A 25,369-nucleotide genomic window follows, 5' to 3' on the forward strand; every position below is an offset into this window, starting at 1 on the left:
CGACTCTCCAGCACCCGGCCCGTACGCCGGTCTTCATAAAAAGGGCCTACCGCCCTACGGCAGCAGCTTCGGCTTCTTCTTCGCCGCGACGTCCTCGACCCAGCCGAAGAGCGGGATCGCGATCCAGATCAGCACCCAGCCGATGCCGAACATGAACCACTGGCTCTCCAGCGGCAGCCACCTCTCGAACGCGGGAACCTTCCAGAACTGGTCGATCAGTGGAACCGCCAGTACCAGTGCGATCTCGTGCCAGAGATAGATCGTCACGGCTCGCCCGTTGAAGATCGTCACGATCCTGTCGAGCCGTTTGAAGCGGGCGAGCCAGGCGAAGTCGACTTCGTAGTACGCCTTGAAGTACATCAGCAGCGTCACGAAGCCGGCCGAGAAGAAGGCCTGGGCGAGCGGGATCTCGTCCAGGTCGTACGTCCCGAACTCCGCCTGGTGGCCGAAGGCGTACCAGCCGCCGAACGCCAGCGCGGCCAGCGAGGCCACGACCACCAGCGGCGGCTTCAGCCGCTGGAGCACGCCCTCGCGGTGCGCGAAGCCGACGAGCCAGCAGAACAGATAGGTGGCCAGGTCCGTGAGCGCGCTGCCGAAGCGGTTCCACGGCGGCGTCCACCCGTACTGGAACACCACGATCGGGACGAGGGAGAGGAGCAGGACCGGAATCGGCGCCTTCCGGAAGATCCACAGGAGCAGCGGCGACAGCAGCACGAACCAGAGGTACGTCCGCAGGTACCAGAGGATCTCCCAGGCCTGGACGCCCCACTGGTTGCCCGGCGGGTCACCGACCGGCACGATCCAGAAGACGATCTGCCAGCCCGGCATCCAGTCGTGGATCAACATCGCCACCACGACGAAGGCACCCCAGAACCAGAAGGGCGGCAGCAGCCGCCGCATCCGGCTCTTGACCACCTTGAACGCGGGGCGCTCCAGGGACTTGGCCATCAGCGTGCCGGCGAGCGCGAACATCACGCCCATCGACGGGAAGACCATGCCCGCCCAGGCCCAGCCGAAGGTGTGGTACGTCACCACGCGGACGAGCGCTACGGCGCGCAGCGCGTCGAAGTAGCGGTCACGGCCGCCGGCCTTCGGCTTGGGTGCGGGCTCCTCCGGCGCCGAGTCCGGTAGCTCCTCCTCAGGAGGAGCCGGCGGCTCGGACTGCACCGGGTCCAACTGGGCGGTGGTCGAGACCGCTTCCGGTTCCTCGGGAACGTAACTCCAAGGCTGCTGCTCGTACTGCGCGGGCTGTTCGTACTCAACGGGCTGCGCGTACGGCTGCTGTCCGGGCTGCGCGTACGGCTGCTGCACCGGCTGCGCGTACCCCTGGTCGTACTGCTGGGGGTACCCCTGTGCGTACGGCTGGGGCTGCTGCGGGTACGGCTGAGGCTGCTGCCCGTACCCGTACCCCTGCTGTCCCTGTTGCTCGGACCCCCAGCTCATCTAGCTCACCCCTGCCGGAGTCCCGACCTCACCCGTGCGCTTGAGCTTCTGCCAGCGGAGGCGTCCGCCGGTCAGGGCCGTGACGCTGGAGTGGATCAGGACCAGGTACATCATCTGGCGGTACGCGAGTTGCTGGAGCGGCATCATCGCGAGGTAGCGGTACTTCTCCTTGTCGAGGTGGAACGCGTAGGCCGCGCAGACCAGTTGGATGCCGAGGACGGCCAGCCAGGCGAGCAGTGCCGCCTGGAAGTCCACGAAGATCATCGAGTAGATGGTGAACACGTCGATGAGCGGCGCGAAGACCGGCGTGATGATCTGGAAGATCACGACCAGGGGCATGCCGACCCGGCCGAAGCGGCCCGAAGGACCCTTGTCCGTCAGGGACTTGCGGTGCTTCCAGAGCGCCTGCATGGTGCCGTACGACCAGCGGTAGCGCTGCGACCACAGCTGCTTGAGGGAGCCGGGCGCCTCCGTCCAGGCGATGGCGTGCTCCTGGTAGACGACCCGCCAGCCGCCGCGGTGCATGGCGATGGTGATGTCGGTGTCCTCGGCGAGCGTGTCCTCACTCATGCCGCCGACCTCGAGGACGGCGTCCCGGCGGAACGCGCCGATGGCGCCCGGGATGGTGGGCATGCAGCGCAGCAGGTCGTACATGCGGCGGTCGAGGTTGAAGCCCATCACGTACTCGATGTGCTGCCAGGCGCCGATGATGGTGTTGCGGTTGCCGACCTTGGCGTTGCCCGCGACCGCGCCGATCTCCGGGTCGGCGAAGGGCTGCACCAGCTGGTGCACGGCGTCCGGCTCGAAGACGGTGTCGCCGTCCATCATCACGACGATGTCGTAACTCGCGTTGCGCACACCGTTGTTGAGCGCGGCCGGCTTGCCCGCGTTCTCCTGCCGGATGACGCGGACGTTCGTCATGCCGAGGGACTCCGCCGCGCTGCGCGAGATCTCGGACGTGCCGTCCGTGGAGCCGTCGTCGACCACGATGATCTCGATCGGATGGGTGCTCCTCGCCAGCGACTCCAGGGTGTTGGCGATGCACTCCTTCTCGTTGTACGCGGGCACGATCACGGTCACCGGCCTGGTGACCGTCGGCCCCCAGCTGAACTGGCCGCGCTTGCCGCGTTTCTTGTTGCGCTGTCTGTAGTGGCGGCGGGCGAGGATCAGCATCATCCCGAACCTGCCCATGACGGCGACGCCGACGACGGCAAGGAACCAGGCGAGCGCCGGTACGACCCATTCGGCGACCGTGACCGCCACGATGAGGGCCTTGCCCTCGTAGAGGGTGGCGCCGGTGGCCTCGGAGTGGGCGGCCTGCTCGGTGTTCCGGCCGGTGCCCTGCGCCCCGGGCGGCTGCTGGCCTGAATCCGCGGACTGACCAGCCTGGCCGGACTCCGCGGACTGACCGGTCTGGCCGGACTCGGTGGACTGACCGGTCTGCTGAGCGACCCCGACGGCCTCCGCGTTGCCCGACTCCTCGCTGCGCAGCTTGGCCTCGGCGCCGCTGACCGTGGTGAAGGAGTACCCCTTCGCCTTCATCGTCTTGATGTACGTGCCGAGCGCCTTGACCGTCTGCGCGCGGTTGCCGCCCGCGTCGTGCATGAGGACGACGGCGCCCTCGTTGTCCTCCGGCGTGGCCCACTTGATGATCTTCGAGACGCCCGGCTGCTTCCAGTCGTCGCTGTCGGTGTCGACGAAGACGCTGGTGTAGCCCAGGCCGCCGATCTCCTTGTAGACGGGCCAGCTGTAGTTGTCGACGGCGTTGATCTCGGAGGAGTACGGGGCACGGAACAGCGTCGTCTGGATCCCCGCGGCGCCCGCGAGGGCCAGCTGCGTCTGCACCAGTTCGCGCTTGAGCCGTGCCGTGCTCTGGTAGGAGAGGTCGACGTGCGTGAAGGTGTGGATGCCGATCTCGTTGCCCTGGTCCACGAGGTCCTTCACCACGCTCGGGGAGCGGCTGACCATCGAGCCCACCACGAAGAACGTGGCCTGTACGTCGTTCTCCTCGAGCACCTTGAGGATCTGGGGAGTCCAGGTCGGATTGGGACCGTCGTCGAAGGTGAGCACGATGGTCTTGTCCGGCACTGACTGCGTCTTGGACGTGCCGTTGTTGAACGTCAGGATGGGGCCGCCGTCAAGGATCTTCTCCGGGACCTTGTCGTAGGCCGCGCCATCGCGCACGCGCTGGTCGTTGCCGACCTCGGAGCGCAGATAGCCGTCGAGGAGCATCACGCTGGTGAGCGCCAGCAGAAGCAGCAGCGCGAGGATCACGCGCGGCTTCTGCAGCGCCGCGGCCCTGCTGGCGGCCCGCCCCATCTTGGAGGGGGCGCGCCGGCGACCGCGCGAGGACGTCGTAGTCATAAGTGTCGGTGTGTCCCGGTCAGTTGGCGCCGGTGGAGGCGGACGCGGAGGGGGACGGGGCTGCGCCGGTGGGCGGGGCTCCGGTGGGCGGGGTGCCGGTGGGAGCGACGCCGCCCGGCAACTGCCCGGACCCCCCGCCGCCGGGTGCACCGGCCGCCTGGCCGCCCCCGAAGGGGAGCAGCGAGGAAGGGGTCACCGAGATGCCCCAGCCCATGAAGGCCATGCCGAGTACGACCGCGTACCCGAGGCAGACGACACCGACGAGGGTGCCGATTCGGCGCAGCAGACGTGATCTGCGCCCGGAGTTGTCAACGAACACGGGACCGTCCGCGGCCCCGTTGCCACGTTTCCTGCGGCGGCCGCGCTCGGTGGCGCGATTTTCGATGGCGGACTCGGATTGCATTCCCCAGACATTAGGAGACCTTTATGTGTCAAAAACTCTGGTTCCCATGTGAGGCGCCAATGAGAAACGCCTTAACCTGTCTTTTCCCTGAGAGAATCCATGACCATCTTCGCAGTTCAGGGCAGCCAGATATGGACCTTATGCGCCATTTTCACGTCCGATTCATCCGATTCGCCAACCCTTTCCCATGAGCCGCCTGTGCCCTTCCTGTATTCATGATTCAGGGACGGATGTGACACCTTTCCACTGCGGAAACGCGCTTTGTTTCCATCCTGAGACAGAAATCACGAGAGCGGGTGCATGCGCAATGAGGAGTTTCCTGAAGCCGGCCGCCGGGCTCGTCTGCCTGATGGCTCTGGCCTGTGCGGGGTGCTCTTCGGGCGGTGACGACGGCTCCGACGCGGCGACTTCGGAGCCCTCGCAGGCCAGCTCGACCCCCTCACCGACCGAGACGGCGTCGTCCACCTCGTACGCCCCGTACGTGAGCGCCACCACCGCCTCCGACACGGACTCCACCGGGTCCCCGACGACGTACAACCTGGCTTTCGTGATCTCCGACGGCAGCGACTGCACGCCGAAGTGGAACGGCACGACCGCCATCGACGACTCGGCCGTGAAGTCCCGGATCTCCGCCCTCACGGAGTCTGGCGCGAGCGTGCGGGTCTCCTTCGGCGGGGCGTCCGGTACGGAGCTCGCCGAGACCTGCGACAGCGCGTCCGAGCTGGCCGCGGCCTACGGTGCCGCGCTCGACGCCGCCGGGTCGACGCAGGCGGACTTCGACGTCGAGGGCGACGCGCTGACCGACTCCGCCTCGGTCGCGCTGCGCTCCGAGGCGATCGCGCTGCTCCAGAAGGACCGCACCGACCTCAATGTCTCCTTCACGCTGCCCGTCATGCCGTCCGGCCTCGACGCCGACAGCCTGGCGCTGCTGGAGTCCGCCAACGACAACGCCGTGGCGGTCTCCACCGTCAACATCATGACCATGAACTACGGCAGTTCGTACGACGGTGACATGGGCGACTACGCGATCGCCTCCGCAAAGGCCGCGCACACCCAGCTGGAGGACGTCTTCGGGCTCTCCTCCGAGAGCGCCTGGCAGGGCCTCGCCCTCACCTCGATGATCGGCGTCAACGACGTCGACAACGAGACGTTCACGCTCTCCGACGCGGCACAGGTCCGCACGTTCGCGGAGGAACAGGGGGTCGCCTGGGTCTCGCTGTGGTCGACCTTCCGCGACCAGCAGTGTGAGGACGACACCGCGAACGACGACGCGGCCACGGATTGCAGTGGGGTCGAGCAGAGCGCGGGGGCGTTCGCCGAGGCGCTGGCAGGATGACTTGAGGCCCGGACGAATCGGGCCCCAGATGATTCAACGGCGCCGGTGCACCAGGCGCCCCGCGCACACCGTGGCGATGCACGCCCCCTCCGCGTCGAAGACCGCGAGGTCGGCACGTTCCGTGTCGGCAATCGCGGTCTTCTTCGTACGCGGGAGTACGGCGACGTCGTTGCGGGAGGCGGCGGCGCGCAGGCCGGGCTCGCCGGCGTACTCCTCCAGTACGGCGGTGGCGCCCGACTTCAGGACGGCGTGGACGCGTTCACGGGGTGACGGTGCCTCGGGCAGCGGCCCCTCGTGGACGAGGGCGGGCCCGAGGACCCCGGGCCAGCGCCGGACCCGCGCCCCCGGGAACCGCTCGCGGAGCTCGTCGAGCGGCCCGACTCCCGCGACGCGGTCGCCCTCGACGACGACTCCGGCGTCCTTGAGCGGTTCGGCATCCCACGTGCGCCGCACCTCGTCGGCGGCGTGAATCGTCAGCACAGCGAGGTCAGTTCGACGCGAGCAGCTTCAGCTCGGGGTGGGCCGTGCCGCCCTCGATCGCCGTGGACGAGATGTGCGACATGACCCGCTCGTCGACGGGGTCGTTCGCCGGGTCGTCGTGGACGACGATGTGCTCGTACGTCGTGGTCCGCTGGGCGGGCACCCGCCCGGCCTTGCGGATCAGGTCGATGATCTCCATGCGATTGGAGCGGTGCTTGGCACCGGCAGAGGAGACGACGTTCTCCTCCAGCATGATCGAGCCGAGGTCGTCCGCGCCGTAGTGCAGGGAGAGTTGGCCCGCTTCCTTGCCGGTGGTGAGCCACGAGCCCTGGATGTGGGCGATGTTGTCCATGAAGAGCCGGGCGATCGCGATCATTCGCAGGTACTCGAAGATCGTGGCGTGGGTGCGGCCCTTGAGGTGGTTGTTCTCGGGCTGGTAGGTGTACGGGATGAAGGCGCGGAAGCCGCCCGTCCGGTCCTGTACGTCACGGATCATCCGCAGGTGCTCGATGCGCTCGGCGTTGGTCTCGCCGGTGCCCATCAGCATCGTGGACGTCGACTCGACGCCCAGCCCGTGCGCGATCTCCATGATCTCCAGCCAGCGCTCGCCGCTCTCCTTCAGCGGGGCGATGGCCTTGCGCGGCCGCGCGGGCAGCAGCTCGGCACCGGCGCCGGCGAAGGAGTCGAGGCCCGCGGCGTGGATCCGCGCGATGGCCTCTTCCGCCGACACCTTGGAGATACGGGCCATGTGCTCGACCTCGGACGCGCCGAGGGAGTGGATGACCAGCTGCGGGTACGCGGCCTTGATCGCGGCGAAGTGCTCCTCGTAGTACTCGACGCCGAAGTCCGGGTGGTGCCCGCCCTGGAACATGATCTGCGTACCGCCCAGCTCGACGGTCTCCGCGCAGCGGCGCAGGATGTCCTCGAGGTCACGCGTCCAGCCCTTGGCGGTGTCCTTGGGCGGCGCGTAGAAGGCGCAGAACTTGCACGCCGTGACGCACACGTTCGTGTAGTTGATGTTGCGCTCGATGATGTACGTCGCGATGTGCTCGGTGCCCGCGTACCGCTGCTTGCGTACGGCGTCGGCGGCGACGCCCAGCGCGTGCAGCGGGGCGTCCCGGTAGAGGTCGAGCGCCTCTTCCGGGGTGATCCGCCCACCCTCGGCGGCACGGTCGAGGACGGACTGAAGGTCGGCCTTCTCGGTCACCGGGAGTGTCCCTTTCATCAGGGTGTGGACAGACCCGGCCAGCCTACGCCAGCCATGTGACAGGCCCGACGTCAGGCCGCGTACGCCCCGACCAGCAGCCCGGCGTACGCCCCCGCGATCAGAAACGGCCCGAACGGGATCGACGACTTCCGCCCGGCGCGCCGGACCACGACAAGTCCGGCCCCGTACAGCGCCCCGAGCAGGAACCCGGCGAAGGTCCCCAGGAACACCACGCTCCACCCGTACCAGCCGAGCACCGCCCCGAGCCCGAGCGCGAGCTTCACGTCCCCGAACCCCATCCCGTTCGGGTTGATGAGGAACAGCACGAAGTACCCGCCCCCGAGCGCGAGCGCCCCGAACAGCGCCGTCAGCCAGTCCCCCGCGTGCTCGGGAACGGCCGCGGCCACCCCCAGCAGCACCAGGGCCGCCGCCGCGAGCGACAGGGTCAGCACGTCCGGCAGCCGCTGCACCTTGAAGTCCACCACCGCCAGCAACACCGCGAGCGGCGCGAGCAGCAGCCAGACACCGAGTTCGGGCCGGGTGCCGGTGGCGAGGGCGAGGGTCGCGCAGAGGAGGGCGGTGGCCAGGGAGACGAGGGGGGTGCTGGGGCCGTACGAGGGCCCGCTCGCGGAGGCTGCCCCGGTGCTGCCGGGCGCCACCCCCGCCGTACAGTCGCCGCACCTCGCGAGGCCGAGCCAGCCTCTCGCGGTGCCCGTGATCGGGTGCCCGGTGGGGCAGCTGTCCCGCCATGTCTCGTCCGGGTCGACTGCGAAGCGGTACGCGGCCTGGGGTACCAGCAGGCCCGCCGCCGCGCCCCACAGGGCGGCGACGGCGGTCAGCAGCAGGTCGCTCATCCCACCGCTGCCACGCCGCTGCGCCAGGCCGGCAGCAGCTCGTCGAGGAGCGCCTCGGTACGAGGCGGCACCCCGCGCGCGCCGCTGCGGGAGACGAGGTCGGCGGCGAGGCGCTGCAGGCGGTCGGTGTCGCCGGTCGCGTGCGTCGCGCGCAGCAGCTCGTTCCAGAGCCGCTCGTCGGCGGGGGCGGAGTTGAGGGAGGCGTTGAGGGCCTCGATGGCCTTCTCCGCGCGCCCTTTCTCCAGGTGGAACGCGGAGAGCGCGAGCCCGATGTCCGCGACGAGCAGCGGGAGTTGGGCGTCGATGATCTCGTGGGTGAGCCAGCCGTACCGGCCCTGCGGGCGGTCGGCGAGCAGCGGACCGCGTACCAGCACGAGCGCGTCCGTGAGCAGCCGCCCGCGCACCGCACGGCTGTTGACGCCCTGCCCCTGGGTCGCCTCGTGGTACAGCGACCGCAGCACATCCAGATCGGAGACGACCGACTTGGCGAGCGTGAGCCGCCCGCTCGCGTCGGTGCCGAGCCGCGGCGTGCCGTCCGGGTCGCCGCCCAGCCAGGCCCGCAGCCGCTCGACGAGCGCGTCGCGTACGTCGTCGGTGACCCCGCGCGGCCACAGCGCGGAGGACAGCACCCGCGGGTGCACACCCTCGCGGTGCAGCAGCAGCAGCGCCAACGCCTCGTGCATCAGCGGGCTGCGCTCACCGTCGGGCGTCTCGAGACCGATGATCTCGTACGGGCCCACGAGCCGCGCGTACACGGCCGGCCGGCCCTGCTCGCTGATGTCGACGAGGAACGGCGGCGTCGCGGTGTTGGTGCTCGCCCGCTCGGGGTCCGCCTCGACGAACAGCTCGACGACCGCCTGCTGCAAGGCCAACGGCAGTGTCTGCGCGTCGAGTTCGAGCCCGAGCAGCGGAGCGAGCAGCTTGCCCTCGCCGGTGATCTCCATCTCCCAGGCGGCGCCGGGCAGGTCACCGCTCTCGGTGCCGACGAGGTATCCGATGCCCAACCGGCTGGCGTCGGCGGCGAGTTCGGCGAGCTTGACCGCGTCCTCGCCCTGCGGCTCGGCCGCGAGCAGCACCAGGTGAGGGGCCCAACGGGTGTGCTGGGCCGGGCCCGTACGCCCGGTGAGGACGGAGTCCTGCCCGGCGGCGCCCAGCGCACCGCGCCGCTGCCGGGTCTCCGCCTCCATGGTCTCCACCAGCGCCTCGATGTCGTCGAGGTGGCGCAGCCGGTTGGGCGCGAGCGGCGTGAGGTCCTGCCCGAATCCGACGAGCGTGATCGTCATGCGGTCGGACCAGCCGTTGGTGGCCAACTCGGCGGCGACGGAGGCGAAGACACCGGCGCGGTCGCGCTCACTGCCGCTCAGGGACACGATGCCCGGGACGGACTCGAGGTTGAGCAGCAGCCGGGAGTCGTCCATGGTGCCGAGGCTGACGAGGCCCGGGTAGGGAGCGGCGGTGTCGACATCCTCGTAACTCTCCGCGTCGGTCCGCGCGAGCATCCAGAACGTCTGGTCCTGGCCGAGCTGCCACGGCGCGGGCGGCTTTCCGGCCGGCTGGGCGAGCTGGAGGTGCAGATCGCCGTTGCCGCTGAGCCAGGCCGCGTAGACGGTCGGCAGCGGCCGCGACTCGGCGGCGAGTGCTGCCGCGAGCCCGCGCAGCGACAGGTCGAGCAGTCGTACGCCCTCGGGGTCGGCCCCCACGAGCAGCGCGTCCTGCGCGTCCGCGGCGGTCCCGGTCGGGATCGGCGGCTCCATACCGCGCCGCCCGCCGACGGCACCGAGCGCCGACTGCCACAGCGCCTGACGGCGCCGGCGCCCGAGAGCGCCGAGCAGTCCCGCGGCCAACAAGGGCGCGCCGACGAGGGCTTCGGGCAGCCCGAAGGAGAAACCGCTCTCCTCGGAAGAGGCCCCCGAGGCATGCGGCGCCTGCGCCTGCTGATCGCTCGCGCCGCTCCCGTCGCTGTCGGGCCGCTGCTGGGGCACGCTGATGTGCGCGGTGTCCCGGTCGCCGGCGCCCGCGCCCTGCTGACCGCCACTGCCCTGCTGCTGGTCGCCGGTCTTGGCGTACTCGTGGATCTGCCGCTGCACCTGCTCCGAGGCCTTGGGCGCCTCGTCGGGCATCTCGACGAGGTCGCCGCCGCGGGCGTCGGCGGGCATCTCGAGGATCCAGCCGGGCCGGATCAGGCTGGCTTCGGACAGCTTCGAACCGTCGGGCTGCGTACGGTCCTTGTTGAGCTGGTAGATCTCCTTGTACCGGCGCCCGTCGCCGAGGTGCCGCTCGGCGACCTCCCAGAGCGAGTCGTGGTGTCGCCCCTCGGGCGGCTGAATCCGGTAGTACTTGGTGGCGCCTTCCTCGGCCGTGCTCCCGCTCCCGCTTTCGGCGTGCGACGCGGCGTTGGAGGCCTGCTCGGCGATGGCGGCGGCCGCGTTCGAGGCGGCCTGCTCCTGCTGCTGGCCGAACAGCCCGCCCGGCGTCTGCTGCGCGGCGGCGACGGTCCCCCGCTGGTTCCCCTCGATGCTGTGCCCGAGCTGCGAGAGCCCCGGCGTGAAGCTGGCCGCGGTGGCGCCCACGAGCAGCAGCGCGGCGACGAGCTGCCGCGCCAGCAACTGGCTGGGCCCGGCGCCCGGGACCCGGTTCGGCATCCCCACGCCCGACAGCGCGGCCTTTATCTCGACGAGCACACAGGCGGTGAACTGGGCCCAGGCGAACCAGACGAGGACGGTCAGCACGTTGATGAACGTGTCGACGGTGATCTCCTGCTGCAGCCAGTCCAGCGACGGCGCTCCGGTCGGCAGCGGCCACCCGATCTGCGTCGCCAGCGCACCGGGTACCCCGACGAGCAGCACGACCAGAGCGAGAAACGCCCCGAACGCCTTCAGGAAGTCCCCGAACGTCCGACGACGCCGGGGCAGGGGCTGCGGCGTCCGATTCCTCGGACCCGGCGGGCTTCCCGTGGAGCTTGAGGTGGTGCGTCGGGCCATGTCGGGTGTCCTGGGGTCGTGTGTGGAGGGGTGGGAGAAGGGGGGTGTGCTGAGCCTACTGAGAGTCTAAGGAGGGTGTCGAAGGTCAGACAGGGGGCACCTGCCGCCACTGCGCCCGGTTCCTCACCTTCCGCCCCCTAAGCCTGAGTTGCCCACCCCGCTGCCGCCCTCGCGACGCCCGGGCCCCACGAACATTCGCAGTCGTCACGTCACACTTCTCACAGTCCCCACACAATCCCCCGTTGCCACCCCAAAGCCCTCTACTTGCCGCTGATAGCTTCGTTCTCTGCTGCACATACGCCTTACCACAGGGGGAAAACGATCGTGGCCCGCCGCAACTTGACCACCGCCGCCGTCGCGTTCGCCGCGAGCGCGGCACTGCTGCTCACCGCTTGCGGCGGAAGCGACGACTCGTCCTCGGACGACATCAAGGGGGCGGACTCGGGGTCGAGCAGCCCGTCGGCCTCGGTCTCCGCCTCGGCCGCGTCGGACGCGGACCGCCCGGACATCGAACTCCCCGACAGTTTCCAGGCGGACTTCGAGGGCTGGACGAACAGCGACCCCGAGCTCCAGACCGCCCTCGACGACGGCAAGGAGCGGCTCCGGGCCTCGTATGCCGCGATCATCGACGGCGATCCCGAGGCGAGCTATCTCGCGTACTACAGCGACACATCGGCGTTGAGCACCGGTTCCGCGTGGGTGAAGGGCTACAAGGGTCTGACGATCATCGGCGAGGTCAAGGCCTACGACCCCGAGATCAGCTACCTGGGCGACGCGAAGTCACGCGCCACGCTCTTCTACTGCGTCGACGAGAGCAAGGGCTTCAGCAAGGACCTCAAGACGGGCGAGACCGCCGGAACCCCCGCGGGCGAGTCCCCGAAGGTGCAGTACCGGACGAGCCTCGGGAAGCAGGCGAACGGCGTCTGGAAGACCCTGACGGTCGAGACGGAGCCGGGAGGCTGCTGACGATGGGAACGAACCGCAGGGTCCTCGGAAACCTTCTCGCCCCACTGGCACTCGCGATCGCTCTGACTCCGTCCCCGGCTCTCGCCCTCGGCACCCCGGGGCACGAGGGCGAGGCGGGCGGCGGCGCCGACGACAAGACGCTGTACGCCTCCGCCACCCACTCCCGGATCAAGGTCACCTACGTGAAGGGCAGCGGCAGCGGCAAGAAGGGCAACCTCGGCTCGGTCGACCCCAATTGGGAGCCCCCCGCCTGCTGGTACGAGCCCGTCTTCACCCCCGAGCGACTCAGGACGTTCGTCGACGAGTCGGACGGCAACGGAGACGTCGGCATCCACCAGTCGTGGTTCGGCAAGGGGCTGTGGACCGACCACTACCAGCACGGCAAGCCCGAAACGAACATGGACGAGAACGTGACGTCCGCGCCGGGCTACGAGAACTACAACATCGGCAAGGACGGCTACTTCTGGCGGAGCGTCGCCCCCGACGACACCGACCCCAGGTCCTGGGACTGCGGCCTCATCATGTTCTGGCAGGACGCGGGCCAGATCCCGAAGGTCCCCCACGCCCCCACCGCCGAGACCCTCGCCGAGTACGCCTACGACAAGGTCGAGGTCCCCGACACCGAGATCGAGCTGAAGCCGGCCACCAAGTCCACGGTGAACCTGCCCACTTGGGTGTGGCTGGACCAGGGCACCTTCCAGGAGGTCGAGGTCCGCGCGGAACTCCCCAACACCGGCCTGTGGGCGGAGACGACCGCCAAACCGGTCGCCCTCCACCTGGAACCGGGCACGGCCGACGCGACCACCTACCCCGCCTCCGGCGACTGCGAGATCAACGCCGACGGCTCCATCGGCACCCCGTACACGACGGGCGACGCCGGCAAGACCCCACCCTGCGGCCTCACTTACCTCCGCGCCACCAACGGAAAGCCGTACCAGCTGAAGGCCTCCATCACCTGGCAGATCACCTGGGAGGGAACGGGCGGCACCGGCGGCGACCTCCCCGACGGCACCTTCGAGACGACCCAGGACATGAACGTCCAGGAGATCCAGTCGGTCAACCGCTGACCGGGCGACTGTTCACAGGCGGTGTGTGTGCCACGTACATTCCTGTGACACTGCACTGACGACGACACTTGGGGGGACCTGCCATGGGCAACGGCAAGAGCGACCTCGCGCTCCCACTGAGCGAGCTGGAGGAGTACGGCGGGCGGCTGCGGTCCATCAAGACCCGCATGAACCGCACCAAGAAGCTCTTCGAGTCCTACAAGGACGACCTCGGCGACAACACCGTCTACGACGCCCTCGACGACTTCGAGTCCGGCTGGGAGGACGGCCGGGAGGACATCACCCAGGCCCTCGACGCCCTCGCCGACATGTCCGACGCCGTCGTCCGCGAGTTCAAGAAGCTCGACGACCAGCTCGCCAAGGACGTGTCGGAGGGCGTGAAGCAGGAGGACGGCGGGGCCGGCAAGTAGGCCTCCGCCCGGAGCCAGGCGCTCGGAGCCCAGGGCGCCGCCTCAGCCCACTTCGTTCTCCGCGACCGCCTGTCCATGGACGACCACGTCGCCGTCGTAGAACATCCCGGTGAAGATCGGGGAGTAGGTGAGCCGGACCTCGACCTCGACCTGGTCGGCGTTGGCGGCGACGCAGTGGGTTGCCGCTATGTCGGCGCCGGACATGCCCATTTCGCGGGCGAAGGCCTTTACGCGGGCGCCGCAGTTCTCGAAGTTGATGGGTGCGGGGCCGCCCTCGTTGTCGTACAGGGCTTCCTTGTCGATGTCCTGGGCGGCGTAGCGCGCGGCCTGTTCGGCTATGTCGGCGGCGCGTTCGCGCTTGGAGATGGACATGCCGCCGTCGATGACGAAGGCCGAGAGGGAGAGGAAGACGAGCGCGAAGATGATGACCGCGCCGGCGCCCGAGCCCTGGTCGTCCAGCAGTTCTCGCCGGGCGTCGAGCCAGTTCCGTACAGCCGGAGGAAGTGTCACGCCGTCCTCCGGAACGGGTCGAGGGGCGAGCTGAAGGTGGCTGTCAGCGTCGTCGGTACGTCGAGGCCGAGCATCGCCAGACCTCGCACCTCGCAGCTCACCTCGACGGTGAAGATGGTGTCGGGCTCGAAGCCCGCGCTGGTCTGGGTCACGGTCACCGGGCCCGAGCAGACGTCATCGAGATCCGCTTCGGCCGCCTTCCTCGCTTCGGCCATGGCCGTGGCGTGGTCCTTCTGGATCGAACCGGCGCGCGCGGCATCCCGGGCGGCGCCGTCCAACGCTCCGCGCCCGTCCACCAGTTGACCGAAGGCCACCAGGACGAGGATGAAGAGGATCATCACCGGAGCGAGGATCACCACCTCGATCGTGGACAGTCCCCGGTCACGCCCCGCGGCCACCCGCGCGCGTACGAAGGCGACGAGAGCCGAACTCACGGGTTCTCCCCCTCCTGTACGAACCTCTCCACCGGCCCCGAGGACTGCGCATGCACCGTCAGGTCGAACCCGGGGAACACCGTGGGCACCTTCGCCGTGATCTCCACCCCGACCGTGTTCGGCTCCGGCTGGAGCATCGTCACGTTCGGGGACAGCACGAGCTGCGGGCCGAGCTGCTGGATGTAACTGTCGACGACGTCGCGGGCCTCGCCGCGCCATGCGCCGGGCTGCTCGTCGGCCGTGGCGCGGGCCTTGCGGGCGCCCGCCTGGGCCGCCGCCTGGGCCACGTGATCCGCGAAGAAGTACAGCGCGAACTGCACCGTCGCGAAGATCATGAAGAACAGCACCGGCGTGAGCAGCACGAACTCGATCGCGGTCATGCCGGAGTCACCGCGGGTGGAGGCGGCACCTCTGGCGGCCTCCACCCGACGGTGGACCCAGCGACGTACGCGCACCAGTAACCCCGTAGTTGTAGAAGAAATAAGGTCAGCGGTCGGACGTCAGCAGGTGCTGCCCGCGTCCGCGCCCTTGATGCAGTCGCCGACCTTGTTGGCGCCCTCGCTCAGCGCGGCGTTGATGATCGCGGCGACCACGCCGACGATCGCGACGACGACCGCCGAGATGATGACCCATTCCACCGCGGACGCACCACGGTCGAGTTCGCCGGAGCGGGCACGCTGCACCCGGCCCTGGAGGAAGGTGATCAGGAAGTCCACCCCCGGGATCCCGGTGCTGAAGTTCCGTCCGTTCATGGTGAGTTGTCCTCTCGAGTTCAAGCGGTAGGGAATGCGGGAATGGACGTCAGACCTGGAACACGCGCATCGCGGCCGGGAAGATCAGGAAGACCAGGAACCCGGCGCACAGCAGCAGTTGCGCCACGAGCATCGACTGCGACTTCTCGCCCGCGCTGCCCTCGATGTCGGAGAGTTCGCGGTGCCGCATCGTCTCGGCGCGTGAGGCCAGCGAGTCACGCACCTTCGCGCCGTCGTCCGCGACCAGCGCAAGCGAGGCGGACAGATCCTTCAGTTCCTCGACGCCCAGCTCCTCGCCGAGCGAACCGAGGGCCTGCCACTGGCTGATGCCGGTGATCCGGGCGTCGGCCAGTGCGCTGCGGATGCGGCGCGTCGCCCAGCCGTCGGAGATCTCGGCGGCGGCCATCAGCGCCTCGGGGAGACCCCGGCCGCCGGCCAGGCTCATCGACACCAGGTCCAGATAAGCGCCGATCACGCGCCGCAGGTCACGCCGCTTGTCGGCCGCGTCCCGCCGTACTTCCAGATCCGGGAGGAAGAAGAAGACGGCGGCGAAGAGCAGGGCCAGCCAGACCGGGATGATCGGGCTGCGGCTGAACCCGATCGTCCAGACGACGGCGAAGATGAGCGGGCCGAAGAAGACGCCCCCGGCGGCGAGCAGCACCTTCGTGGCGAGGAAGTTCTCCCAACTCCGTTCCAGGACAGCCAGGTCGGCGCGGAGAGAGCGCTGTTCCCAGCCCTGCTGCATGTAGAACTCGGACACCCGGGCGCCCACTTGGGCCCGCAGGCTGCCGAGCCGCCCGGCGTCGTCCTTGCTGCCGCCGTGGTGTGCGGACTCGTACGCCGCTCCCCGCGCCCGCATCGCGTCGATGCGCGCGACCTGGGCGACCGCGCTGCGCTTGGACGGCATGAGGGCGCGTACGAGGGCGAAGATGCCCAGGCCCAGGACGGCACCGATCACGATCGGCATGGTCAGGTTCATCGCCGTACCCCCTCGTCCGGAAGGGACTGAGCAGCGGACTGGGCCGGGGACTGCCCGGCGGTCTGACCGGGAGTCTGTCCGGCGGTCTGGGCAGGCGTACGAGGACGTACGAACTGCACCGACGCCTCGTCGCGCACCAGGAACCGGTCCGGCGTCTCGATCGTCGACAGCTTGCGCAGCCACCAGAAGCCGAGCGCGAACAGGCCGCAGACGCAGGCGAGTACGACCTGCCCGACCGCCGTGCCGTACGGCTCGACGAAGTCACGGTTGAAGATGGAGAGACCGAGTACGAAGGCGATCGACACGGCTACGACGATCTGCACCGAACGACGGGTCGACGCGCGCTGCGCCATCACCCGCTGCCGCATGTCGACCTCTTCGCGCGCCGACTTGGCCAGCGCGCCAAGGACTTGGCGCAGACCCGGTCCGCGCAGCTTCGCGTTGAGGATGAGCGCGGCGACGATGATGTCGGCGGACGCGTCGTTGATCTCGTCGGCGAGGTGCTGCAGGGCTTCGGGAAGCGGCGTACGGGAGCGAAGGCGGTCGACCATCGCTTCCAGGTGCGGCCGCAGTACGGGTGCCGCCGCGCGCGCCGCGGACGGGATCGCCTGCTCCAGGCCGACCGCGCCCGCGATCGTGTCGCGCAGTGACTCGGTCCAGGACGCGAGGGCCTCCACGCGGCGCATGGCGGCCTTCTCCTCCCCGGCACCGCCGAAGAGCTTGTCCCAGAAGAAGACGAGGACGGCGGCCGCGATTCCGGCGACGGCCCAGCGGGTGAGGAGGAGGACGACAAGGCCGACGATGGCGGCGATCGAACCGCGCTGTCCGGCGAACCGGATCAGCTCGCCGGCCCGTTCGCTCGCCTTCTGCTTCTCGTGCTCGGGCTTGACGGGAAGTCCGCGTACGGCCACGGCGAACAGCGCGAGGCCGCCGCCGACGGCGATCCCGGACACGAGCGCGTACAGGACGGTCGTGGAGAACAGCCCGCCCATGGAACCGAGCGAGTCGAGCGCGGCAAGTGTGGTGGTGTCCTGGGTCATGGTCATCCCCAACTCCCGCTGCCCGGAAGCCGATAGCCCTGCGCGATGAGGTCGTCGAGGCACGCTATGGGCGCGTGCGGGACGATCCGGCCGTCCGGGGCCTCGGCGAACACCTCGCTGGACAGCACGCGTCCGTCGACGCCGTTGACCTCGCGGACGGAGGTCACCATGCGCTGGAGGCGGCCGCCGGTCTCGTAGTCGTTGCGGCGCTGGATGAAGACGACGAAGTTCACCGCGCCCGCGATGAGCATCTGGCTGGCCTCGATCGGCAGCCCTTCCTTGGCCTGGAGGGCGTACGTGGAGATGCGGTTGAAGACCTCGCTGGAGCTGTTCGCGTGGATCGTGGACAGCGAACCGTCGTTGCCCTGCGACATCGCGTTGAGCATCGTCACGATCTCGTCGCCGAGGACCTCACCGACGATGACGCGTGAGGGGTTCATACGCAGCGACCGCCGCACCAACTCGGCCATGGAGATGGTGCCTTGGCCCTCGGAGTTGGGCAGCCGCTCTTCGAAGGCCACCACATTGGGGTGGAGCTCGGCGAAGGTGTCGAGCCCGAGTTCCAGGGCGCGTTCGACGGTGATGAGGCGCTCGTGCGGCGGGATCTCGTTGGCGAGAGCGCGCAGGAGGGTCGTCTTACCGGAGTTCGTGGCGCCCGCGATCATGATGTTCTTGCGCGCGCGGACCGCGCACGCGAGGAAGTGCGCGACCTCGGGCGAGATCGTCCCGTTGCCGACCAGGTCGGACACGAACACCTTGCCCATGCGCGCGCGACGGATGGACAGCGCGGGCCTACGCGTCACGTCCATGACGGCGGACAGTCGCGAACCGTCCGGAAGCCGCAGGTCGAGCTGGGGGTTGGCGGAGTCGAAGGGCCGGGAGGAGAGACCGGAGTACGCACCGAGGATCTGGATGAGCTCGACCAGCTCGTCGTCGCTCTCGGCGACGGGGTCGCCCTTGACCTCGCTGCCGTCCGCGTAGCCGACGAAGACCTGGTCGAACCCGTTGATGTCGATGTTCTCGACCTCGGGGTTGTCGAGCAGCGGCTGCAGGCGGCCGACGCCGAAGAGCGCGGCGTGCACGGCGGCCGCGTACTGCTCCTCGGTCTCGGCGTCGAGAGGGGTGCGGCCGAGGTTGATCTCGGTACGGGCGTAGTCCTCGAGTATCTGAGCGATGACGGCACGCGCGTAGTGCCGTTCGTCCTCGTTGGACATCGGCGTGACGCCGCGGACCTGGTCCTCGCGGCGCTGTTCGGAGATACGGTCACCGGCGTCCTGCCGGAACCGCTTGACCAGCTGGTGGTCGACGGCGGTCATCGGCCGGCTCCGGCGGCGGGCTGTCCGTGCGGTCCGGGAACCTGGCCGTGCGCGGGTACGGCCCAGGCGGCGCCGTACTGCTGGTACAGGTCCGCGGTGACCTTGCGGGCGGAACGGATGAGCAGCGACTTGTCGAGCCGCCCGCGCTTGCGCCCGGCCAACTGGTCGGCCCCGGAGGGGTCTTCGGCCAGCGTGCCGACGACCCGTGCACCGGTCTGCGCCGCTACGAGCATGTCGTTGACCTGGTGGACGAGCTTGGCGGAGTCGCTCGGATCGGCGATCAGGATGACGCCGATGAGGGGGTTGGCGAGGGTGGCGGCGCCGCGCTGGCCGCCGTGCAGCTTGGCGGAGAGGGCCGCGGCCCGGTCCCGGACACGCGCGATCGCCTCCGGCTCCGTCCGCGACAGCAGCAGTACGAGGGCGGCGTGCGGGAAGAGTTCGACGGCGGGGGTGTCCCCGCTGATCCGGCCGCAGTCGGCGATGACATCGGCGGGCGCGTGCGGGGAGTCCGCGAGCTGCGCGAAGGCGCGGCCCAGGGTCGGCCACAACCCCGCGAGCCCAGCGGCCTGCTCGGCGACACCGAGCCCGACGAGGACTTCGAGCCCACCGCTCAACGGCTGCACGTGGTCCCAGAGTTGATCCGGCACGAGGCCGCGGCGGGCCGTCGCCGCTATCGACAGCATGCCGGTGTTGGGGTTGAGCGGCCCACCGTGCGCGGCGGCGCTGCGGTACACGAGGTCGCCGCCGGCGGGGTCCGTCTCGGCGAGCAGGACCCGGCGGGGCCAGACGGCCGACAGGGCTACCGCGGCAGTGGTGACTCCGGGGGAACCCTTGTCGGCGGCGAGGGCGATGAGCGCCATGTCTCTTAACTCACTCGCCTTTAGTTGCCGGGGATGAGAACGAGGGCGACTTCGCCGGCTGCAGAGGCCTGAGTGACGGCGGCGGCGTCTGCGCTGTCCACGGTGAGGGTTACCGGGAGGTTGGTGCTGCTGATGGTGCTGTCCGACTCGTACTTGACCTTGCTGATCTCAGCCCTGTCGACGATCAGCGTGTTTCCGGCGCCTGTCGTGCTCGACGAGCTGTCGGTGGTGCCGCTGTCGCTGCCGACGCGGTAGACGGCCACGGTGTCACCCGCCTTGATGCCGTCGGGGTAGGTGCCTTCCTTGAGGGCGACGCCTACGGAGGCCTTGCCTGCGGGGATGGACTCGCCCACGGCGAACATCTGGCCCATGACGACCGTGTCCTTGTAGATCGTGGACTTGGCCTTGAGCTTCTTGAGGGCGTTCAGCTGGGACCACTCGACATAGTTGATACCGGTGTCTGCCGCGACCATGACCGAGGTCGTGTTGCTGCTGTTGACGGACTCCCCGGCCTCGATCTGCTGCGTCACCTTGATGACCTCGATACGGTCCCCGGCACGCAGCACCAGCATCGTCGCGCCCAGCGCGCCCACCAGGATCAGGAGCACCGCGAGAGCGGCCAGCGCGGGTTTGCGCTCGCGAGGCGGCGCGGGAAGGCGCTCGCCCATCGCCGGCTGAACCGGCGCCGCGGAACGGTGGTTGCCCGCCCCCGTACGCTCTTGGATCTTCACGCAACCGCTCCCCGTACACCCAAGGTGATTTCTACCAATTTCCGCGCCAACTGGGACACTCCACCCCGGTCCGCCCTTGCCGGACGTACCGCCCGACCTGGCCAAATAGCCAGCGCTGAAGCGAGTGTCAAGCCATGGCACCGTATCAGCCGCACATAGGCCCCTCAAGGCGCGTTACAGCTCGCGGACCTCAGGGGGCTCGGCGTTATACAGCTGCAATGAGCGGCAGGACACGCCTTGTTGAGCACGGGGATCCGGGAGGCGGGGATGCTGTGCGGCAGCGAATTCGCTGCCGTGCTGCCGCGGGGGGATCGTTACGGGGTGTGCACGAGGCCTGCACGAGGTGCTCACGGGCGGGTCGGCGGGGCGGGGTGATCTTTCAGCCATGGGAGTGAGGAACCGGCCCCGGGGACCCATCTCGTGCGCGGGACGGTCCCCGGCAGCCGACGAGTTCGCCTCAGGAAACGGCCGTGAGCAGGTTCTTCTCCAGGATCACCGGCAGCGACAGAGTCCGGTAGCCCACCGAGGCGAACAGAACGGTGATCCGGCTCTCCTCTCCGCTGAGGACCTCGCCGTCACCCCACTGGGGGTGGTGGACCCTGGTGCCCGGCGGAAACGGGTGGTCGCGGCGGGTGGGTGAGGCGGTCCGGGGATGGTGCAGGCCCGGGACGCCGCCGGCGCCCGTGGGCCGCTGCTCGCACCTGTCGCAGTTGTCGCAGGGGCCGTGCAGCCGCTCGCCGAAGTAGCCGAGCAGGAACCGCCGTCGGCAGCCGGTGGTCTCGGCCAGGCCGCGCATCATGTCGACCCGGGAGCGTTCCATGCTCTCGTGGGCGACGCCCAACTCCACCGCCCGTGCGGTGACTTCGTCGGTATCGGCCCCAGCCACCGTGGCCACCTTTCCGCGCTCCGTGGTGACGGCTCCGGCGCTCTCCAGGAGGTTGAGGACGGCGGTCAGCCTGCCGGCGGACAGGCCGGTCTCCTGCTGGAGTCCCGTCGGTGTCACCGCGGTCGCGTGGTCCCGCACCCGGCGGGCGACGTCCGCGATCGTGTCCGCGTCCGGACGGCCGGTGGAGAAGAACTTCTGGAGGCCCAGATCCTCCGTGCGGTAGTGCAGGATCGCCCTGGAGGCCGCGCCGTCCCGGCCCGCCCGGCCTATCTCCTGGTAGTAGGCGTCGAGCGACCCCGGCACCGAGGCGTGCAGCACGAACCGTACGTCGGGCTTGTCGATGCCCATGCCGAACGCCGACGTGGCCACCACGACGTCCAACTCCCCGCCGAGAAAGCGGTCATGGACCGCGCTGCGGTCGGCCGACCGGCTGCCCGCGTGGTAGGCGGCCGCGCTCAGGCCGAGTTCACCCAGCTCGGCGGCGTACGCATCGGCGTCCTTGCGGGTGGCGACGTACACGATGCCCGGCTTGGGCTCGGCCGCCGCCCGCTCCACCACAGCTCGCCGCTTCGCCGAGTCGTCCTGGAAACGGGTGACCTCCAAACGGATGTTGGGCCGGTCGAACCCGGCCACCACTTCGCGGACCTTGCGCATGCCGAGCTGCTCGACGATGTCGGCGCGCACCGGCGCCGCGGCGCTGGCGGTGAGGGCGAGGATCGGAGGACGCCCGATGCTCTCCGCCGCCTGCCGGAGCCTCAGGTAGTCCGGGCGGAAGTCGTGGCCCCAGGAGGACACGCACTGCGCCTCGTCCACGACGAAGAGAGACGGTCGCAGCGTGGACAGCCGCTCGACCACGTCCTGCTTGGCCAGTTGCTCCGGGGCCAGGAACAGGAACCGGGCCGTTCCGTCACTCACGCTTTCCCATGCCTGCTCGTTCTGAGCCTTGGACATGGACGAGTTGACCGCGACGGCGGCGGCGGTCCGGCCGCTGTTCCGCAGCAGGCCGGCGATCTGGTCCCGCTGGAGAGCGATCAGCGGTGACACGACGAGCGTCGGCCCGGCGAGCAGCATGCCCGGCACCTGGTACACCGCCGATTTGCCCGAACCGGTAGGCATCACCACCATGGCGTCCCGGCGGCCCATGACCGCTTTCATCGCGGTGAGCTGGCCGGGACGCAACGAGTCCCATCCGAAGACCTCCCGCGCGGCTCTGCGGAGACGGCGGGCGACGAACAGGCTGATCGGCAAAGGGACTCCCGGAGCAGTTGTGCGCGGCCGGGACGGAACCGGACGGGCGGTGGTGGGTCTAGTGCCCGCCCCGGCCGGAAGCAGTCCGCCGTCGCCCGGCCAGAAGCCCGCCGGGGCTACTCCGGCTACTCCGCGAACCGGAACGTCGACGTGATCGCGTCGAAGATGTCGAAGAAGGAGTCCGCGAGATCCAGGACCTGGCTGCTCCCGGCGACGAGGGCGACCTTGCCCTCCTGGCCCGGCACGGGGATGAAGGTTTGCATGAGTACCGCGCGGATGGTGCGGTTGAGTGCGTCGTCGGGTACGACGATGTCCTCGATGCCGTACGTCCGCGCGGCGGGACCCACGCCGGGGATGTCGACGGTGGTGACCTTGCGCCAGGCGTCGCCCTCCTTCTTGGCCTCGCGCACGGAGAGCTGGCCGGCCATCGTCTGGGGGTCGGTGGAGAGGGGCTCGCCTGTCTTTGAACGGCCGCCGACGATCGAGACGGTGACCGAGCCGGTGATCGGGGTGTCACCGCCGAAGGCCTCCGCCATGCAACCGCAGTACAGGGCACCGGACTTCCAGGCGTCGGCCGCCGCCTTCTGGAGGAACGCGGCATACGTGTCGCGGTACTTGGCCAACTCCGGATGCTGCTCCACCCGTTCGTTCACCATCCGCCGGATGGAGTCGTCACGCGACTCGGGCCGCACGTCGAACTCCCACCACGACTCCGGCACCTTGATCCGAAAGCCACCGCGCTCGATGGTGAGCGTCTCCATGTAGCGGGCCATGGTGTTCCCCGTTCCTCTACCCCGGCGTGCGCGTGGACCCCTGCGTACACCTGCTCGCCTGTTCGACTCGGGTCAGCCTACGAGGTGGCGGTGCCGGGCCGAGGCGCGGGCGCCCTCGCCACGGCGCCGACGGAGGCGCCGAAGAGGACCGTCGCCTCGATCCGGTGAACTGCGACGGAAATGGGCCCGGCCGACGCTTCATGCCCCTTGGGTGAAGATCCACGACACCCGAGGCGAGCGGAACAGCGAATGCCGGAGCCACCAGCCCCTTACACGATCGAAGTCGAGCCGGAGGTGCGCGCCTGGCTGGAAACTCTCGCGTTGCCCGACCACCGTGCCGTCGAACGCTTTGCCGATCGACTCGCGGCCGAGGGCCCGACGCTGCCTTTTCCCCTGGCCAGTCATCTGGGCGACGGTCTTCGGGAGTTGCGTATCGGTGCAATCCGGGTGACGTACTGGCTGGCTCCAGGAAGGAGAGCGGTTCTGCTCACCGTGTTCCGCAAGACGAGGATGCGCGAGACCGACGAGGTCATGAAGGCACATCGGGCTCGGAAGCGGTGCGAGTCCGAGCACCCTCCGGCCAGTGAGCACGACGTCTACAGTAGAGGCGAGGAGGCCTGATGAGCAGCGGATACCACACCAGCTGGAAGGTCCCGCCCGAGCACCGCGAAGACCCGGAGTACCGCGCCGCGGGACGGCGGATGGACTTCGCCCAGGCGGTCTACGACCGCCGCTCCGCCCTGGGCTGGAGCACGGCCGAGCTGGCTCGCCGGGCCGATATGTCCGAGGAGGACATCGAGTCCATCGAGGAGAGCGGTGTCGATCCGACTCTTGAGTTGATCGAGCGACTTGCCGCCGCCCTTGAATCGGGTGCACGGATCGACCCGCGTACGACCCCCGAGTTCCGTTTCGAGGGCCACGCGGCCTGAGACCCCCACTCGCGACGACCTGGTACGAGCGAACCCTCCGGCCCCCACCCCGTCCTCACCGCTCCTAGTGCCCGCCCGCCGCCCCGTCTACTTCCCCCTGCCCCTCCCAAGGCCGAGCAAGCCCCACCAGTGCGACTCCCGCCCCCGCAACGGTGATCAGCATGATGAGCGCCATCGGCAGCGAGCTGTCCTCGCCGAACAGACCGACGAGCGGGGAGGCGAGCGCGCCGAACAGGAACTGGCAGCCGCCGAGGAGTGCGGAGGCGGCGCCCGGGGCGGTGCGGCCCAGGGTCTGGCCGAGGCTCATGGTCGACGGGAAGACCATGCCGATGCCCGTCATGGTCACGAACAGCGTCGCCCAGGTGCCCGCGAGGGTCTCGCCGGCGGTGGTGACCAGGACGACCTGGGCAAGTGTTCCGAGCGCGGCCGTGCAGACGCCCGCCGTGAGGAGGGTGTTCAGGCGTACGCCGCGCGCCGCCAGCTTGGCGAAGAGGGCGCCGGCGATGAGCATGCCGACGGCGTTGGAGGCGAAGATCAGCGAGTAGGTCGTCGACGAGACCCCGTGCAGGTTCTCGAAGACGAAGCTCGATCCGCTGATGTACGCGAACATCGCCGCCGAGCAGAGGGCCAGGACAAGGACGTACCCCAGGAAGGTCCGGCGGCCGAACAGTTCCCCCATCGCACGGAAGGTGCTCGCGAGGCCGCCGGCCTGCCGACGCTCGGGCGGCAGTGTCTCCGGCACCTTCCGCAGTACGGCGAGCAGCATCGCGCCGCCCATGACGGTGAGCGCGACGAACACCGCGCGCCAGGTGGATACGGAGAGGATCGCGCCGCCGAGTACCGGTCCGGCGATGGGCGCCACGCCGAGGATCTGCGAGAGCAGCGCGAAGTAGCGGGGGATGTCCGCGCCGTGGAAGCGGTCCGTGAGCACCGCTCGCGCCAGGACCATGCCCGCCGCTCCCGCGACACCCTGCAGGAAGCGGGTGCCGGTCAGGACGGTGACGTTCGGGGCGAGGGCGCAGGCGAGGGAGAAGACGGCGAAGCCCGCGGTGCCCGATATGAGAAGCCTGCGGCGTCCGAGGCCGTCGCTGATCGGGCCGATGAGCAGCTGTCCGACCACGAGCCCGGCCAGGAACGCGGTCATCGTCAGCTGCACGGCCGAACTGCTCGCGTGCAGCGAGTCGCCCATCGAGGGGAAGCCGGGGACGTACATGTCGGTGGCGAGGGGAGCGACGGCAGTGAGCGCCGCGAGGACCGCCACGAGGAGCGCGGCTGCGCGTTTCGACGGCTCGGCGTGGGGGTGAGTGCCGCTGTGGGCCTGGGGATCGGCGTCGCGGGGCACAGCGTTCTGACCGGGGGACGGGGCTACCATGGACATAAAGGTAACCGATGGTTCACCG

The 25,369-nt window shown here is 69.5% G+C and carries 25 protein-coding genes; 6 read left to right on the forward strand and 19 right to left on the reverse strand.

What is annotated here, in order from left to right; genetic code table 11:
* Positions 1 to 54 precede the first annotated feature (54 nt).
* Genes OG246_RS04980 through OG246_RS04990 form a run of 3 tightly spaced genes read right to left on the reverse strand, consistent with a single transcriptional unit; the run spans position 55 to position 4,210 of the window.
* Positions 55 to 1,443, reverse strand: coding sequence for an acyltransferase family protein (locus OG246_RS04980; protein ID WP_266456395.1), 1,389 nt, complete (start codon positions 1,441 to 1,443; stop codon positions 55 to 57).
* Positions 1,444 to 3,807 (reverse strand): bifunctional polysaccharide deacetylase/glycosyltransferase family 2 protein, encoded by a 2,364-nt coding sequence (locus OG246_RS04985; protein ID WP_266456398.1) that lies wholly within the window; start codon positions 3,805 to 3,807, stop codon positions 1,444 to 1,446.
* A 19-nt stretch (positions 3,808 to 3,826) separates the two neighbouring features.
* Positions 3,827 to 4,210 (reverse strand): hypothetical protein, encoded by a 384-nt coding sequence (locus OG246_RS04990; protein ID WP_266456401.1) that lies wholly within the window; start codon positions 4,208 to 4,210, stop codon positions 3,827 to 3,829.
* Between the two features lie 307 nt (positions 4,211 to 4,517).
* Here OG246_RS04990 and OG246_RS04995 point away from each other — a divergent pair, with 307 nt between their 5' ends.
* Positions 4,518 to 5,546 carry a chitinase gene (locus tag OG246_RS04995; protein ID WP_266456404.1) on the forward strand — a complete coding sequence of 343 codons (1,029 nt, stop codon included), beginning with the start codon at positions 4,518 to 4,520 and terminating at the stop codon, positions 5,544 to 5,546.
* A 33-nt stretch (positions 5,547 to 5,579) separates the two neighbouring features.
* Here the strand turns inward: OG246_RS04995 and OG246_RS05000 are convergent, their stop codons facing one another.
* From OG246_RS05000 to OG246_RS05015, 4 genes are all read right to left on the reverse strand, one after another.
* On the reverse strand, positions 5,580 to 6,026 hold the full coding sequence (locus tag OG246_RS05000) for a hypothetical protein (RefSeq protein ID WP_266456407.1): 447 nt from the start codon (positions 6,024 to 6,026) through the stop codon (positions 5,580 to 5,582).
* A gap of 7 nt (positions 6,027 to 6,033) precedes the next feature.
* Positions 6,034 to 7,233, reverse strand: coding sequence for a cyclic dehypoxanthinyl futalosine synthase (gene mqnC / locus OG246_RS05005; RefSeq protein ID WP_266456409.1), 1,200 nt, complete (start codon positions 7,231 to 7,233; stop codon positions 6,034 to 6,036).
* 71 nt (positions 7,234 to 7,304) lie between these two features.
* A complete protein-coding gene (locus OG246_RS05010) occupies positions 7,305 to 8,087 on the reverse strand; it encodes an A24 family peptidase (RefSeq protein WP_266456412.1) in 783 nt (260 codons plus the stop codon).
* Entirely contained in the window at positions 8,084 to 11,068 is a 2,985-nt protein-coding gene (locus tag OG246_RS05015) for a BTAD domain-containing putative transcriptional regulator (protein ID WP_266456415.1), read from the reverse strand. Before OG246_RS05015 ends, OG246_RS05010 begins: the two co-directional genes overlap by 4 nt.
* Positions 11,069 to 11,392: 324 nt before the next feature.
* Here OG246_RS05015 and OG246_RS05020 point away from each other — a divergent pair, with 324 nt between their 5' ends.
* The 3 genes from OG246_RS05020 to OG246_RS05030 all read left to right on the forward strand — a co-directional run bounded on the left by OG246_RS05020 (position 11,393) and on the right by OG246_RS05030 (position 13,511).
* Positions 11,393 to 12,034 carry a hypothetical protein gene (locus tag OG246_RS05020; RefSeq protein WP_266456418.1) on the forward strand — a complete coding sequence of 214 codons (642 nt, stop codon included), beginning with the start codon at positions 11,393 to 11,395 and terminating at the stop codon, positions 12,032 to 12,034.
* A 2-nt stretch (positions 12,035 to 12,036) separates the two neighbouring features.
* A complete protein-coding gene (locus tag OG246_RS05025; RefSeq protein WP_266456420.1) occupies positions 12,037 to 13,101 on the forward strand; it encodes a hypothetical protein in 1,065 nt (354 codons plus the stop codon).
* An 83-nt stretch (positions 13,102 to 13,184) separates the two neighbouring features.
* Positions 13,185 to 13,511 carry a hypothetical protein gene (locus OG246_RS05030; RefSeq protein WP_266456423.1) on the forward strand — a complete coding sequence of 109 codons (327 nt, stop codon included), beginning with the start codon at positions 13,185 to 13,187 and terminating at the stop codon, positions 13,509 to 13,511.
* A gap of 42 nt (positions 13,512 to 13,553) precedes the next feature.
* Here the strand turns inward: OG246_RS05030 and OG246_RS05035 are convergent, their stop codons facing one another.
* The 11 genes from OG246_RS05035 to OG246_RS05085 all read right to left on the reverse strand — a co-directional run bounded on the left by OG246_RS05035 (position 13,554) and on the right by OG246_RS05085 (position 23,040).
* Positions 13,554 to 14,021 carry a Tad domain-containing protein gene (locus OG246_RS05035; RefSeq protein ID WP_266456426.1) on the reverse strand — a complete coding sequence of 156 codons (468 nt, stop codon included), beginning with the start codon at positions 14,019 to 14,021 and terminating at the stop codon, positions 13,554 to 13,556.
* Positions 14,018 to 14,455, reverse strand: a complete 438-nt coding sequence (locus tag OG246_RS05040) for a TadE/TadG family type IV pilus assembly protein (RefSeq protein WP_266456429.1) — start codon at positions 14,453 to 14,455, stop codon at positions 14,018 to 14,020. Before OG246_RS05040 ends, OG246_RS05035 begins: the two co-directional genes overlap by 4 nt.
* A complete protein-coding gene (locus OG246_RS05045) occupies positions 14,452 to 14,835 on the reverse strand; it encodes a TadE family protein (RefSeq protein ID WP_266456431.1) in 384 nt (127 codons plus the stop codon). Before OG246_RS05045 ends, OG246_RS05040 begins: the two co-directional genes overlap by 4 nt.
* 120 nt (positions 14,836 to 14,955) lie before the next feature.
* Entirely contained in the window at positions 14,956 to 15,207 is a 252-nt protein-coding gene (locus OG246_RS05050) for a hypothetical protein (protein ID WP_266456433.1), read from the reverse strand.
* Positions 15,208 to 15,256: 49 nt separating this feature from the next.
* A complete protein-coding gene (locus tag OG246_RS05055) occupies positions 15,257 to 16,186 on the reverse strand; it encodes a type II secretion system F family protein (protein WP_266456435.1) in 930 nt (309 codons plus the stop codon).
* Positions 16,183 to 17,226 (reverse strand): type II secretion system F family protein, encoded by a 1,044-nt coding sequence (locus tag OG246_RS05060; protein ID WP_266463871.1) that lies wholly within the window; start codon positions 17,224 to 17,226, stop codon positions 16,183 to 16,185. Before OG246_RS05060 ends, OG246_RS05055 begins: the two co-directional genes overlap by 4 nt.
* 2 nt (positions 17,227 to 17,228) lie before the next feature.
* Positions 17,229 to 18,542, reverse strand: a complete 1,314-nt coding sequence (locus tag OG246_RS05065) for a CpaF family protein (RefSeq protein WP_266456436.1) — start codon at positions 18,540 to 18,542, stop codon at positions 17,229 to 17,231.
* Entirely contained in the window at positions 18,539 to 19,402 is an 864-nt protein-coding gene (locus OG246_RS05070) for a hypothetical protein (RefSeq protein ID WP_266456438.1), read from the reverse strand. The genes OG246_RS05065 and OG246_RS05070 overlap by 4 nt, the downstream gene beginning before the upstream one ends.
* 20 nt (positions 19,403 to 19,422) lie before the next feature.
* On the reverse strand, positions 19,423 to 20,133 hold the full coding sequence (locus OG246_RS05075; RefSeq protein ID WP_266456441.1) for a hypothetical protein: 711 nt from the start codon (positions 20,131 to 20,133) through the stop codon (positions 19,423 to 19,425).
* Positions 20,134 to 20,590: 457 nt separating this feature from the next.
* Positions 20,591 to 22,267 (reverse strand): RecQ family ATP-dependent DNA helicase, encoded by a 1,677-nt coding sequence (locus OG246_RS05080; protein WP_266456444.1) that lies wholly within the window; start codon positions 22,265 to 22,267, stop codon positions 20,591 to 20,593.
* Between the two features lie 125 nt (positions 22,268 to 22,392).
* The gene (locus OG246_RS05085) at positions 22,393 to 23,040 is read right to left on the reverse strand and encodes a hypothetical protein (protein ID WP_266456447.1); all 648 of its coding nucleotides are present in this window, start codon (positions 23,038 to 23,040) and stop codon (positions 22,393 to 22,395) included.
* Between the two features lie 249 nt (positions 23,041 to 23,289).
* Between OG246_RS05085 and OG246_RS05090 the strand changes: the two genes are divergently transcribed.
* A complete protein-coding gene (locus OG246_RS05090) occupies positions 23,290 to 23,661 on the forward strand; it encodes a type II toxin-antitoxin system RelE/ParE family toxin (protein WP_266456450.1) in 372 nt (123 codons plus the stop codon).
* Positions 23,661 to 23,969 (forward strand): helix-turn-helix domain-containing protein, encoded by a 309-nt coding sequence (locus tag OG246_RS05095; protein WP_266456453.1) that lies wholly within the window; start codon positions 23,661 to 23,663, stop codon positions 23,967 to 23,969. Before OG246_RS05090 ends, OG246_RS05095 begins: the two co-directional genes overlap by 1 nt.
* Before the next feature lie 64 nt (positions 23,970 to 24,033).
* On the opposite strand, the gene OG246_RS05100 is transcribed toward OG246_RS05095, so the two are convergent.
* A complete protein-coding gene (locus tag OG246_RS05100; protein ID WP_266456456.1) occupies positions 24,034 to 25,341 on the reverse strand; it encodes a multidrug effflux MFS transporter in 1,308 nt (435 codons plus the stop codon).
* Between the last annotated feature and the right edge of the window lie 28 nt (positions 25,342 to 25,369).

Origin of the sequence: Streptomyces sp. NBC_00620 (genome assembly GCF_026341825.1) — a bacterium.
In the GTDB taxonomy this organism is placed as follows: domain Bacteria; phylum Actinomycetota; class Actinomycetes; order Streptomycetales; family Streptomycetaceae; genus Streptomyces.

Coding starts and splice junctions, on each gene's coding strand:
- OG246_RS05060 (WP_266463871.1), bottom strand. CDS start 17,226: ATGACCCAGGACACCACCACACTTGCCGCGCTCGACTCGCTCGGTTCC.
- OG246_RS05025 (WP_266456420.1), top strand. CDS start 12,037: ATGGGAACGAACCGCAGGGTCCTCGGAAACCTTCTCGCCCCACTGGCA.
- OG246_RS04980 (WP_266456395.1), bottom strand. CDS start 1,443: ATGAGCTGGGGGTCCGAGCAACAGGGACAGCAGGGGTACGGGTACGGG.
- OG246_RS05050 (WP_266456433.1), bottom strand. CDS start 15,207: ATGAACGGACGGAACTTCAGCACCGGGATCCCGGGGGTGGACTTCCTG.
- OG246_RS05010 (WP_266456412.1), bottom strand. CDS start 8,087: ATGAGCGACCTGCTGCTGACCGCCGTCGCCGCCCTGTGGGGCGCGGCG.
- OG246_RS05070 (WP_266456438.1), bottom strand. CDS start 19,402: ATGGCGCTCATCGCCCTCGCCGCCGACAAGGGTTCCCCCGGAGTCACC.
- OG246_RS05100 (WP_266456456.1), bottom strand. CDS start 25,341: ATGGTAGCCCCGTCCCCCGGTCAGAACGCTGTGCCCCGCGACGCCGAT.
- OG246_RS05085 (WP_266456447.1), bottom strand. CDS start 23,040: ATGGCCCGCTACATGGAGACGCTCACCATCGAGCGCGGTGGCTTTCGG.
- OG246_RS05095 (WP_266456453.1), top strand. CDS start 23,661: ATGAGCAGCGGATACCACACCAGCTGGAAGGTCCCGCCCGAGCACCGC.
- OG246_RS05015 (WP_266456415.1), bottom strand. CDS start 11,068: ATGGCCCGACGCACCACCTCAAGCTCCACGGGAAGCCCGCCGGGTCCG.
- OG246_RS05065 (WP_266456436.1), bottom strand. CDS start 18,542: ATGACCGCCGTCGACCACCAGCTGGTCAAGCGGTTCCGGCAGGACGCC.
- OG246_RS04990 (WP_266456401.1), bottom strand. CDS start 4,210: ATGCAATCCGAGTCCGCCATCGAAAATCGCGCCACCGAGCGCGGCCGC.
- OG246_RS05090 (WP_266456450.1), top strand. CDS start 23,290: ATGCCGGAGCCACCAGCCCCTTACACGATCGAAGTCGAGCCGGAGGTG.
- OG246_RS04985 (WP_266456398.1), bottom strand. CDS start 3,807: ATGACTACGACGTCCTCGCGCGGTCGCCGGCGCGCCCCCTCCAAGATG.
- OG246_RS05045 (WP_266456431.1), bottom strand. CDS start 14,835: ATGACCGCGATCGAGTTCGTGCTGCTCACGCCGGTGCTGTTCTTCATG.
- OG246_RS05055 (WP_266456435.1), bottom strand. CDS start 16,186: ATGAACCTGACCATGCCGATCGTGATCGGTGCCGTCCTGGGCCTGGGC.
- OG246_RS04995 (WP_266456404.1), top strand. CDS start 4,518: ATGAGGAGTTTCCTGAAGCCGGCCGCCGGGCTCGTCTGCCTGATGGCT.
- OG246_RS05030 (WP_266456423.1), top strand. CDS start 13,185: ATGGGCAACGGCAAGAGCGACCTCGCGCTCCCACTGAGCGAGCTGGAG.